Genomic DNA, 13610 nt, shown 5'->3' with positions numbered 1-13610 from the left:
CTTTAAAAATTTGGAGAATATTTGATTCACTTATGATATTTATTTGTTTCTTGTCATTAAATAATATTCATCTTCAGTAATTATAGTGTCTTTTAGTCCATTTATATTATTCTTATCTTCGTAAATAATATATCTAAGAATAAAGAAAAGCACCAAAAATAATAAAAAAGCAATTTTATTTTTTAATCTTAAAATCAAGTATAACGGCAAACTAAAAAATGCAATTAATATCAATGTATAAAGCAAAACAAATAAAATGTATCCAACTGTCAATTTGAATAGTTCTTCATTTGTTGTTGAATCACTAATTACACTCTCTTTAAATCTATCTCCTGCAAATGCAAGAACAACAAAATATAATGCGTACTTCAAAAATAAGTAATAAACACATTTAAGAAAATCATTTTTTTCATACATTCTATTTTTTACGCCTAAAAAATTGTGGTGGGTAGTATGAAAAATCACAATTCGGTCTACCGTTTACATTTTCACAAGAGAAAAAATAAAAAAAAAATATAAAATTCAAATTTCTTAAGGTAGCCTTTTGTTAAACCATTACCTCTATTATGTCAATCAAGCAGACTTTGAAGAGCGTCCAGATAATCCCAAAACTATTAATGTGGAAAAACACATCCGTTATCGGGACTTAATCCAATTACTTCATACAGTACACCCTCAATGTCCAAGTATTTTCCGTACTTTCCTAAATACTTATATTCCGTATCCTTTTCTACCTCTGTAAACTTTGAACAGTCAATTTCATTCATAATAGTATTTGTCTTGTAATAACTGTAAAATGCTTCAGGGATATCTGTCACACAAATTTTTTTCAAAGTAATATCATATATTGTCTCTTTTTTTAAATGACAGTTATAAAAAATACCCTCATTAATAAACTGTCTCTTACTTGCATCATAAGGAACTTTGATACTAAATCTTAAAGTATCTCCATTTCTTATAAACTTTAGCTCATTATTGATAAAACTTTTGTTTTTAGTTTCCTTGTAATTTTGACCAACATAACGTAAGGTCATTCTTTCCTGTGCTTTACAGCTAAAACATAAAAACAAAATAATTCCATATGCTACTAGTATTCTCATGGTACTTTAGTTGCTGATTTTAGTTCCCCTGTAGGGGTTGTTATAATTTCGTTAGATGGAATATTAACTCCACCAATATTAATAGTGGTTGGTTTTGTTGTAGAGCTAGCTCCCTGCTGTAATTCAAACTTATTCGTAGAATTATATTCATAAATTACCGATTGCAGACCATTTGTTGCAGCTCCCGTTGGATAATCAATTCTTGTACTAATAGAACTATCCCCGACCAATTCTCCATAAATTTTACCCTCTACACCCAAACTGGCTTTGTGTGCCGGATCAAATGCTCCTCCTACTTGAACCTCATTCAAGAAATGACCTATCGCAGCACCTTGTAAAGCTGAACTTGCATTTCCTAAAGTTTTCAAATCTGAAACATCTATCTTCATATCTGAATAGCTATCTATAAATATTCCCTTATCATCATTCTTATCCCCTACTAAGGTCATCGTGTAAACATCTTTTGCACTCATTCCAGTTTGAATAGTATTAATTAATGTTTGTGACTTTGTACCCTTAAAGTTTGCATCAGTTCCCACCAGAGTAAGCTTATCATTTACTATAGAGTAATTATTGCCGGTGGAGGCATGTAGCATCTTTACATAAGCTTCTTGGGCTTTTTTGCTGCCTGGTAATACAATTTCTCTCCCGTCTGGATCTATATATAAGATGGGATTATTTGCGCAATATGCATATGGTGTCAAGCTAGAATATTTCTCCGCCAGTGGATCCACATTAAACCACCTACCTAAAGCCGGATCGTAATTTCGTGCTCCAAAGTCATACAAATTTAGACCAAGTTCATCATTCCACTCAATGCCTCAAAATTTGTACTTTTTTGTGTTTATTATAGTACAAGCATAAATGTTCGGGTCGACATGGGATACATTCCCCTAACGTATGAACATAAAATAAATCGTAAACAATAAAATAGGGAGAGCTAAAAATAAATCTATAAATCTTACCTTTTCTTTCTTTAAAAAATAATTTAAGATTATATTTAATGCTAAGTAACATCCTATTAAAATAACAGGCATAATAACAAACCAACTAACTATTGAGTTCTCTCTTCCATAAATAGGGAATATCTGTAAAACATTAAATAAATAATATTTTGTTAAACAAATCACAAATGCAATGAAAGAAAGTATGGCTTTCTTCTTGATTATTTCCATTTTATACCTTTATAATTATAGCCGTTTGTAAATGCCCTTTGATCTGCTTTTGAGTCAGCACCCATGAATGTTGCCCTGCTATGTAAATCAGCTCCTTGTAATCCTCTTTGTAAATCAACTCCTATCAAATTAAAAGCTTTACCTGTCATAAAGTTTCCTGCATCATAAACATTATATAAAGTATTGCTATTTTGAAATTTTATAAAGCCACCGCTCCCGTCAGGAGGATAATTATAATTTGTTATATTAGCATTTCCTCCTCTAACTGTGACAGTTGCCATATCATCAGCAAAATCAAATTTTCCTTCACGAACACCTAATTTTCCTAAATAAATATCCTCTGACATATGTAAAGGAGGTCCTAACCATTTAACTGCTTTTGCTATTTCATAATTATTATTTATTCCTCTAACATCTATATTATTAAAAGTGTCTGACATTTGTTTATTACTAAAAGTTGTGAATAATTTAGTTTTATCACTACCTGACCAATCAGCTGTGTATCTCGTATCTTCACTACCGATAATCTTATCTAATTGTTGATTATCAAAATTAGGGTCATTAAATTTCAACTGTTCTCCCTTTTCATTAACCACAATATGATTCCCTGGGGCTTTCACAACCTTTGTTATATATCCTTCAGAATTTATGTGAATAATATCATCTTTTGCCATCCCCGTAGGATCAGTGTAACGAATTGGATTATTACCAGCGTACAGATACGGCTCCATAGTTTGATCCGCCAATGGATCCACATTAAACCACCTACCTAAAGCCGGATCATAATTTCTTGCTCCAAAATCGTACAAATTTAGACCAAGTTCATCATTCCATTCCTTTCCACCAAACTTGTACTTTTCAGCAGACTCACTTCGGTTAGTATTTGCTACTTGATTATAACCAGAATGCTTTAAGCCAAAAGGATAATAGTTGTTTTCCTCTAGAATTTCAGTCGAAGAATCTATACTTCCATCTGCGTCAACATCACCATAACTTAAACGAACATTCCCTAAATGATCTTTATATTGGAAAACATAAAGGTAAGCACCCGTGTCCGTTTTTTTAACATATCCCTCTTTATGCGGAAAAAACTGCAGAACTCCGTTTAAATATTGAAAACCGTCCAAGTAATCAGTAGTTTGTACGGGTCCCGTTAAAGGCGTAACAATCTTTTTAAGCCGCGCGCCTGAAGCATCATAAACATAATTAATCTTTCCTGTGCTCAAGACTATTTCCATAGGTAAATTTAAATAATTATACTTAATATCTGTAATTCCTTTGTTATGATCAACTTTAAGATTACCCATAGCATCATAACTATAAGCATTACCATTATGATTTCCATCTTTGAAACCTTCCGGGTTGTTTGTGTCATCTGTAACGCGGACAACCTGATTTCCATCATATATATAATTGAGCACATCAATTGCAAGGATACTTCCGTTCGGAAGTTTTTGACCGGTTCTGTCTATTCCTGTAATATTCCCATTTTTATCATACGCAAGATGTTCTTTAAAACTACCGTCAGGAGTAGTTCTGGGAATAAAGACTCCTTCAAAAAAGTCTGCGTGAGTCATCCTATTCAAACCATCATACTGATATTTGTACCCCCTTCGTATGTTATCGCTTTTTGTTATGGTTTCACTATAAGAAATATTACCGTTAAATAAACGATTGTTTAGTGGAGCACCTGTTGCGAGAGAACTCTTTTTTAAGTTATTATAGTATATTCTTTGATTATAAAGATTGTCAGTAAAATAGTCATAATTATTGATATCAGTTAACCATCCCCTGATATTATATGAATAACGGACAGTTTGTAAAGGCGTCGCCCCTATTTGTCCTCCAACCTTCTTTATAGATAACAAACCTAGCTCCTCATAGATATTCTCGGAAATACGCTGTTCCAAGCCGTTGTTAATTTTTTGTGAATGACTTTTCAGCTGATCATTATTGTCATAAACATATTTATTACCTACAGATATTTCAGCTTCTGAACTTATCCTTTTGTGCTTTACTACATCTTCTAAAACAACACCCCTAAAGTCAACCTTATTGTCAACATGTGTATATCCCCCATTCTGGTAAACAGTTCTTCCTGTTATCACCCTGCTTTTATGATCGTATCTGGTGTACTGTCTGGTCCAATCATTATTTTCTACGTTCCTTATATAGGTTGCCAGCAGCAATCCTTTTGTGTTTTGCTGTGCAGTAAAATCGTCGGTTATATGCGGGTGTCCAAATGAATTACTTGGAATAGTAGGCATATCAAAAGGGTATTTGTCATAATAATTAATCTGAAGAACTGTCAGATTCGCATTAGGAAAAGAAGAGTTTGTATGATACACACTAACACCTGATGCCGAAAAAGGTGAACTAGTTATTTGTTCGTTATTTCCTGTATATCCGCTAATACTATATAATGTGTTCTGCAATGCAACCCTATCAGTATTATTAGGATAGAAGCCTGAATATACAGGTCGGTCAAAAACATCATATTTTGTAAATAACCATCCCTGGGTACCAAAATTATTTGATGATGTACGCAGGTTTCCATCCTGAACAAGTGTTAACCGATCTCTTCTATCGTAAATCATATATACCCAGTCTACTCCTGGCAACTTTTTCTCAACCAGCCTTCTTCTATTATCATATTTATACTGATAACCCAGTTTTGCGAGATCGAGGTTGCTTATAGATGTTTTATCTGATAACATAGGTGGAAGAACAAAAGAGAGATTTCCATAATGATCAAAAACATAATACGTATCATGATTTACATTACCCGATACCTGTCGTTTCAAAAGAATTTGCCCCTGTTTATTTTTAAATTCTATTTGAGTATGGTCGTCTTCATCTTTGACAACATTTTTATATAAGGAACCAGCTGCGTAGAAGCCATTTTGCACAAGCGTTGGTTGCAGGTTTGAATCTAATGAAACATCAAACCTTGTAACTTCTGAGCTTGTATTAGTTGCATAAGAGAACTTTATCTCATGACCACTACCTGTTTCCCAACCTTCACCAGGAGATGCTGACTTAGATACTTTATGCATCGGTGTATTTTCATACGTATTTTCTGAATAAGGTATTTCGGTGTTAATGTGCCAGTCTCCTTCGTAAAAAACCATCGTTTTATTTTCAGCATCTGCTTCATATGAGAGATTCTGCTGTAATGAAAGAAACGGCAAGTAATTTTTAGCTTGCCTACCCAACCCGTCATATGCAATGTGGGTAATAACTTTAATATTGGACTGATTTTTATAAACCTTCTGAAAAGGTCTTCCTAATCCGTCGTGATAAACAACACCAACAGCAGCCTGCTCCTGAGTTGGTTCGGCAGGCAGTTTGGCTGCTGATGCGACTTTGTATGTGGTAGTTTTGATGTAGTTCTGATTTGAACTTTGTGAAAACCCTAAAAAAGAGCAAAAAACAGTAAAACAAAATAGTACGATATTTTGATGGTAAATACCTTGTAATAAACAGCTACTAACTTTCATAATATAAACTATAAAATTCATTTTTATTTTAAATCCCAGTTCTGTAGTTATACTTACTTTCACTCACTATATTACCGTTATGATCACGAACAAGTTCTAATTTTCCGGCAGCATTGTACTGAAAAGTAGTCTTATTACCATTAGGTTCCGTTATGGTGCTTACTCCTATTAAAGGTTTATATGTGTAGGTAGTTATCATTGCCGCAGCAAGACCAGGAGCAATTCTTACAGAATTTAAAAAACCTACTAATTCAGCTTCATTATAAGTATCTGAATCCGTTGAATTTTGAATAGCAGCAATTAATTGCGTAGGTATCTGACCATAAGTAGCATTTTCCAATTGAGCTACAACAAGACTTTTGTTATATGCCCAGATTAAGGAAACAGAGTTACCATTTTCTTTCAGAAACTCCAAAACTCTTCCGTCAGCATCTCTTTTTGTTACCTGAGTAATCAACTTTCCAGCGTACTCATCAACCCCTGAAGTAATATACTCTGGAAGAACAGCGCCATTTTCCCATTGCTTATATACAATATCTGTTTCCTTGATAGTTGTATTATTCAGGTTACTCCTTATTTTATGAGCTTGTATTATATTTTTTTCAAGCATCCTATTCTGCCATGGATAATCATCATTTGTCACAGGATAGAGATAATTTGTAGTTAAATTGTTACCCTTACTGTCCAGATGGCTTTCCGTGCTGATATTTCCGTATTGAGAGATATAATCATAATCGTAAGATTCCGTAATACTTCCAGAGTCCAATATGTTTGTTATTGTTTTTCTACTTGGGATAATTTTTGAGTTTAAAACAATCTTGTTGTTCGAAAATAAGTAAACACCATGATAACTTTGGACATCTGCTTGACTATGTGTTAGGTCTGGTGCGAATTTATATTCTTTGTTAAATGTTTTTTGTAAGTCATTAGCGTAGTAAAGGTGCGTTTTGAGAAAACCTGTTTTCAAATGAACTAATGATGAAGTGTTGTATGAAATCTGATCATATTCATATTCCTCAAAATATTTTAGATTGTTGTAACTATCATAATATTCTTTCTTGATAAGTTTCCCTAATAATCTTGAATTTATATCTCCGAAATAATTATTTTCGGGAAAAGGATAAATATCGTTACCCTTTCTTTCAATGAACCCTGAAGAAGACTTCAATTGACCATTCCAAAGATATGAGTAAAACGGTAAAAACACTGAATACGAAGTACTTGCAGTACCTTTTACAAAATCACTTGGATCGTCTGAAGGTCCCGTTACCGAATTAACTATTGGTTTAGCTAAAGAAGAATTAAAATAGTACCTTGTCGATACAGACTGACTATTATTATTCAGATTGACGTTCCTTTCTAACACACTTGAGTAAATAATTTCACGTCCAAAATAATCAAACTTACTTCTCAAACTGTGTGTAGACAATTTTATCATAGCTTCATAAATCTGATTGTCAGACTTACCCAACCTAGTTAATTCTTCCTTTGAATTATGATTTCGAATTGAATATTCTTCATAAAAACTTTTTCGAGAGTCATAATCATAAATATCAAATACTTTAGTCTCGACATTAAGTTTTCGACTATGACTGTAATTATTTAGATTCCAATTACCAATGTATGCAAAGCTAGGCTTATGTATGAGTACTCCCGACGAACGACTAGCATTAAGATCGGTATCATATATGTCGTAAGTAAACTCCGATTTTTTACTTAGTTCATTTTCATTACTAAAGTATTTTAATTCTTTAACACGTATTCCTGGCCCCAAGGCTCTATGATTAAGCAATAAACTGTTAAAATAAGTATTATTTTCATATACAATTTCTAACTTTCCTCCAGTTGGAAAGTCTATTCTGTTCATTGCCCCCCTAGTAGCTGCATTGATCTTAACCGACCTATCTGCTCCATTATTAATTGTTAAATAATCTCCGACTGGTCTCTCGTACTGAATTGTATTTCCATACTGAGCACTCTTCAATATGTACAATTGTGGAAAAGCAGGATTACTATTTAGTGGAGATAAATTTCCCACAAAATAGCCAAAAATGTCTTGATACTTTGAATGACCACGACTCGGCAAACCATCAATATTTTCATAATGAAACGTATACGATTTTTCCTTACTGCTGTCTTCAATCTTTTGTAAAAACATCCTATAGTCCTCGTGTTCGTTATCCATATCTGCATAAGAATATATTTTTGTCAGTTTGAAACTTTTAGCGATATATTCATCTTTATGCCATAGTTCGATCTTATCAAGATTCAGTCCTCCTGATTTAAAATCGGGTCTGTAGTTAGAATAGTGAAATTTTATCCGTTGATTCTGATATACAATCTGAGATAAGGAATGTCCTTCAATATTTGTATCCAAATGATCTAATGCATATGTGGTTAACATTGGAGAAAGGTGGTATCCATAATCAGGATTTGCAGACTGACCTAGAAACCTACCATCATGCATTCTCGGGGGTCTTGTGTGATAGAGTCTCTTATTAGGAATATAATTAAATAATATCATATTATTATCTGGTAGTTTAATATTTGTCAACTTCCAGTTATTTGTCGAGGTATTGTAAGTTTTCCACTGAAATACTCTTCTATTATTTTGCTCAACAGAAGTATTTACCAATGCTTCCTGAATATAATCCTGATCAATAAAGTCAAAGTTTTCAAATGTATAAACTACTCCTTTTTTATCAGTTACAATAAATTTAGTATAAGCTAAGTCACTACCTTCTCTTTCATTTGTAGTATTAGATGCTAAAGGATTTTTAACTTTATTATGGTAAGGAATATACGAAACTTCATAATCAATTTTTATACCTATTTCGTCAATTGCGACTGGTTCGTATAATGTTTTAATTTCATTTGATGTATGTTGGTGATGTCCTCCAAGCATATTACTAAATTTTCTTTTGAACACAAATGAAAAATCCAAATCTCCAACCTTACATCTAAATATATCTGGTTCAGTATCTACAACTAATGATACTGCGCTACTATGTTCACTTGAGACAGGAAATTTTTCATATTGTGTCATCTCAATTAAAGAACCCACTTCACTATACTCGGTATCATTAAGAAATTCAATACGTTTAGGAAAATTATTTATAAACCAGCTTCCAAATCTTGATCCTGTATTTCCCTTTTCGGCTCCGTAACCTGCTCGTATAGTTCTAATAATGTTAGGATTATAACTTGCGTACCCTACATCACCGTTAGTAGGTTTCAAATTTGCATTCATATCACTGAAACGATAATTACTATACGTTACTGTTCCTAAGTTATCTTGAACATCATTTATTTGTCTGGTTATTTGTCCTCCTGCATTTAATCCCCAATCAATTCCAACTTCTCCTGAAACCATATCTAAAGAAACACCGCTTGTTGAGTAATTTAAGGATATTGGTAAGTTTAGATATTCTGTTTCAATTGTATGGAATGGTACATTTATTCCAAATCTGCCCGTTAAATGATCTACACTTCCTTCCTCGGAATAATTATAGAAATTACCTGGTGTTGGATGATTAATTGTTTTGTGAAAATAATCACTATAATCTGTAGAAGCTTCAGTTAATTGAGCCCTGACATCTATAAAATTCAGAACGATTACAGCAAAAATTAAAAAATTCTTCATAATTATCTCTTTATAACTTTAACCGAAGTGTTTACAACATCAGTCTTTATATTAATAACATAGGTTCCTGAAGCATATGTGCCTAAATTCACCGCTACCATATCGTACTTCAGTTTTTCACTGTGCAGTAACCTACCGTTTAAATCAAAAACATTTACGACTCCCTCTTTGTACTCATGATTGATTACTATCTGTGTAAATCCTTCGGTTGGATTAGGAAATGCTTCTATTTTAATTTCAGGCTGTTTGATTTCTTCTTCTCTTCCCAGTTTGACTACCCAGTAATCTTCACGTCCTTGCACCGATGTTTTATATTTTGCATTTCTTCCGGTTGAGCTACCCGCTAAAACCAATGCGCCGTCGCGGGTTATTACTGTTTTTCTAAGAAGATCATCTCCACTTGTCGACAGTTCCTTTTCCCATACCTTTTCTCCTTTATCATTTAACTGGATGGCTACATAACTTTTTTTGTTGGACTTTTCATCTGCTTTATAACCCGATAAGAATACTTGTTTACTCGGCGTAATATTTGTTGACATTAAGAACTCGCTTCCTTCCAAATCAAAAGTATATTGGTCTACAGGTCTAAAGCGGTTGTCTATTTTAATCATAAAGAAATCACTTTCTTTCTCCGATTTTAGAGCTAAGTTACCTATACCATTTTCTGAATAGGTATCACCCGTAATAGTATATGTTTCTTTATCTTCTGATAAAATGATATCGTTTAACTGATCGTCATTCTCAGTTCCTAACAGATATTCATTAAGTAGGTTTCCTTTTACATCAAGCTCTAATATCCATAAATCATAGCCACCGTAGTTCTCCTTTTGTTTATTTCCTGAAGTTGGTGAATTAGAAACTCCGCCAATAACATATCCGTTTTCGGTCTCTAAAATGGTTCTTGGTTCATCATTGTACATACCACCGTATGTTTTTTCCCATTCAACTTTGCCCTTTTTGTCGATTTTGATGATCCAATAATCCAATCCACCAAACTTTTCATCTTTTTTCTGGTCACTTACATCTGAATTAGTCGTTCCCGCAATTAGGTAACCACCACCTTTAACCTGCTTTATCTGAACCAATCTATCATCACCATCTCCACCATAACTTTGCTGCCACTCTTGTGTCCCTTTTGCATCAATTTTGATGATCCAGATATCGCTTTTACCTTGGTTCTCTGAAAACTTGGATTGACTTTTGCCAGAAGTAGAATAACCACCCAAAATATATCCCATATCATTAGTAGGATAGATGCTCTTTAAAATATCCTGACCGTCACCTCCAAAGCTCAACTGCCATTCCTCTTCACCGCTTTTATCCATCTTCCACAGAAAGTAATCCAAGTTCCCTTGGCTTTTTTGTGATTTTAATCCTGATTTGTCCGATAAGGAACTTCCAGCCAAAAGAAAGCCGTAGTCCAGTGTGGGAACCATATCGAAAAGGTACTCAGAGTGCTCGCCTCCGATTGTTTTTTCCCACAAAACTTTTTGACTGTAACTGCTAAAAGAAGCTACGCCTAACAGAAGTAGTAGTGTTTTTTTTATCACAATATTTTTTTTACAAAAGAAGCTGATTTACTCAATTCTTATATTTAGAAAAGATTAACAAAACGATTGGACATATTATTTCATTGTTAAGTGAATAATTGCGAGTTGTGCTATTCAAACTTACTATTAAGAAACAAGCATCCACCAACTGCCCCACACTTCCATTTCAAAAAATTAAACCTCCTTCCATAAGATATTTGTTCCCAAAGCCCGCAAAGTGTGGGATAACATAACAAATAATACTTACAATCATGAAAAAACAAAGAAAAATGCTCTTAACAGCAGTAGTAGTAATGCTATCAGCAATTACGGCATCCGCTCAGGGAAACGGAAACGCAGGAATCAATGAAGCTACCCAAATGGTCACCTCCTATTTTGATCCTGCAACACAATTAATTTACGCCATCGGTGCAGTAGTAGGGCTAATCGGTGGAGTTAAAGTCTACAACAAATTCAGTTCGGGAGATCCAGATACAAGCAAAACAGCAGCCAGCTGGTTTGGTGCATGTATCTTTTTAATCGTCGCTGCAACCATCCTACGCTCCTTCTTCCTTTAATAAGCTGCCTTATGAACTACAACATAAATAAAGGCATTGGCAGGACGGTAGAGTTTAAAGGACTTAAAGCGCAGTATCTCTTCATCTTTGCAGGTGGACTGCTCGGTATGCTCATCCTTGTAATGATCATGTATATGATCGGTGTAAACTCATTTATCTGCATTGTCTTGGGAGCAGGAAGTGCATCACTCATTGTATGGCAGACATTCTCGTTAAACCGAAAATATAGTGAACACGGACTGATGAAGATAGCAGCTAAGAAAAGACATCCCAAATACATCATCTGCAGAAAACCGATTCACCGCTACCTTAAATACACTTCAAAACAGACTGCCAAATGAGAAACACAGCTAAAACCACCACATTGGAAAACAAGTTTCCACTGCTGGCAGTAGAAAACAACTGCATTATTTCAAAAGAAGCAGATATTACTGTTTGTTTTAAGGTACGCTTGCCCGAACTATTCACGGTTGCTTCCGCTGAATATGAAGCCATTCACTCCGCATGGCATAAGGCGATCAAAACGCTTCCTGATTATACCATCATTCACAAACAGGATTGGTACATCAAGGAAAATTACAGTCCGGATTTAACCAAAGAAGATCAGACCTTTTTAGTAAGGTCTTATCAGCAGCATTTCAACGAACGACCGTTTCTGAACCATTACTGTTATCTGTTTCTTACAAAGACAACTAAAGAACGCATGCGCACACAAAGCAACTTTTCATCGCTTTGCAAAGGCACGCTGATTCCGAAAGAAATCAGAAACAAAGAAACGATCAGCCGTTTTATGGAAGCAGTCGCACAATTTGAGCGCATCGTAAACGACAGCGGTTTCATAAGCCTGAAAAGACTGACTGAAGAAGACATCATCGGATGCAATGAAAAGCAAGGGTTGTTGGAACAGTACCTAACCCTATCCAAAGAATCGGGAACGCCGATGCAGGATATCGCATTGGGAACAGAGGAAGTACGTATCGGAAACAGAAGATTGAGTCTGCATACTCTTTCGGACACAGATGATCTGCCAGCAACCGTATCAGCAGATACCCGTTTTGAAAAACTTTCAACAGACCGGAGCGACTGCCGATTATCTTTCTCCGCGCCTGTAGGACTACTTTTAAACTGCAACCACATTTACAACCAGTACCTGTTCTTGGACAACAGTGAAGACAACCTGCAGAAATTTGAAAAGTCCGCACGAAACATGCATTCATTGGCAAGGTACAGTCGCGCAAACCAGATTAACAAGGAATGGATTGAAAAGTATCTGAATGAAGCACACAGCTTCGGATTGTCTTCAATACGCGCACATTTCAATGTAATGGCATGGTCGGAAGATCCTTCAAAATTAAAACAGCTGAAAAACGATTGCGGTAGTGCCATCGCACTTATGGAATGCAAACCAAGACACAATACCGTAGATACTGCGACTTTGTATTGGGCGGGAATGCCAGGCAATTCCGGTGATTTTCCAAGTGAAGAAAGCTTTTACACGTTCATCGAACCTGCTTTGTGTTTTTTTACCGAAGAAACAAACTATCACAATTCCCCTTCTCCATTTGGCATTAAGATGGCGGACAGACTGACCGGAAAACCGATCCATCTCGATATATCGGATTTGCCAATGAAACGTGGGATCATCACGAACCGGAACAAGTTTATTCTTGGTCCGTCGGGTTCGGGAAAATCCTTTTTCACCAACCATATGGTACGGCAGTATTATGAACAGGGGGCACACGTACTGCTCGTAGACACCGGTAATTCCTATCAGGGATTATGCGAACTGATCAAGGGAAAAACCAAAGGCGAAGACGGAGTTTATTTTACTTATACGGAGGACAATCCGATTGCTTTTAACCCCTTTTACACAGACGACAGCGTGTTTGATATTGAAAAACGGGAGAGCATCAAAACACTGATACTGACCCTGTGGAAACGTGACGACGAACCACCGACCCGTTCAGAAGAAGTAGCCTTGTCCAATGCGGTAAGCGGATACATAGACTGTATCAAACAACATCAGTTACTTCCTTCTTTCAACGGTTTCTACGAATACGTAAAAGGAGATTACAGAAAAGTACT

9 protein-coding genes are annotated in these 13610 nt (G+C 35.0%); 3 read left to right on the top strand and 6 right to left on the bottom strand.

Annotated features, from left to right (window positions below; all coding sequences use genetic code 11):
* Positions 1–39: 39 nt before the first annotated feature.
* The 6 genes from BM253_RS13845 to BM253_RS13815 all read right to left on the bottom strand — a co-directional run bounded on the left by BM253_RS13845 (position 40) and on the right by BM253_RS13815 (position 10968).
* The gene (locus BM253_RS13845; RefSeq protein ID WP_091525489.1) at positions 40–417 is read right to left on the bottom strand and encodes a hypothetical protein; all 378 of its coding nucleotides are present in this window, start codon (positions 415–417) and stop codon (positions 40–42) included.
* A 197-nt stretch (positions 418–614) separates the two neighbouring features.
* Positions 615–1100: a hypothetical protein gene (locus BM253_RS13840; RefSeq protein WP_143095670.1), complete on the bottom strand. Its 486-nt coding sequence runs from the start codon at positions 1098–1100 to the stop codon at positions 615–617.
* A complete protein-coding gene (locus BM253_RS13835; protein ID WP_218154380.1) occupies positions 1097–1888 on the bottom strand; it encodes an RHS repeat-associated core domain-containing protein in 792 nt (263 codons plus the stop codon). Before BM253_RS13835 ends, BM253_RS13840 begins: the two co-directional genes overlap by 4 nt.
* Positions 1889–2265: 377 nt before the next feature.
* On the bottom strand, positions 2266–5796 hold the full coding sequence (locus BM253_RS13825; protein ID WP_143095669.1) for a DUF6443 domain-containing protein: 3531 nt from the start codon (positions 5794–5796) through the stop codon (positions 2266–2268).
* A gap of 7 nt (positions 5797–5803) precedes the next feature.
* Positions 5804–9418, bottom strand: a complete 3615-nt coding sequence (locus BM253_RS13820; protein ID WP_091525481.1) for a hypothetical protein — start codon at positions 9416–9418, stop codon at positions 5804–5806.
* Between the two features lie 2 nt (positions 9419–9420).
* A complete protein-coding gene (locus BM253_RS13815; protein WP_091525479.1) occupies positions 9421–10968 on the bottom strand; it encodes a T9SS type A sorting domain-containing protein in 1548 nt (515 codons plus the stop codon).
* 251 nt (positions 10969–11219) lie between these two features.
* Here BM253_RS13815 and BM253_RS13810 point away from each other — a divergent pair, with 251 nt between their 5' ends.
* The 3 genes from BM253_RS13810 to BM253_RS13800 form a co-directional block, all read left to right on the top strand.
* Positions 11220–11525 (top strand): DUF4134 domain-containing protein, encoded by a 306-nt coding sequence (locus BM253_RS13810; RefSeq protein ID WP_091525478.1) that lies wholly within the window; start codon positions 11220–11222, stop codon positions 11523–11525.
* A gap of 11 nt (positions 11526–11536) precedes the next feature.
* Positions 11537–11866: a DUF4133 domain-containing protein gene (locus BM253_RS13805; protein WP_091525476.1), complete on the top strand. Its 330-nt coding sequence runs from the start codon at positions 11537–11539 to the stop codon at positions 11864–11866.
* A partial coding sequence (locus tag BM253_RS13800; RefSeq protein ID WP_091525474.1) for a TraG family conjugative transposon ATPase occupies positions 11863–13610 on the top strand: 1748 nt, incomplete at its 3' end. The genes BM253_RS13805 and BM253_RS13800, both read left to right, overlap by 4 nt.

Source organism: Paenimyroides ummariense, assembly GCF_900115115.1.
GTDB lineage: Bacteria > Bacteroidota > Bacteroidia > Flavobacteriales > Flavobacteriaceae > Flavobacterium > Flavobacterium ummariense.
Note: the sequence above shows the minus strand (reverse complement) of the source record. Positions and strands in the feature narration are given on the sequence as shown.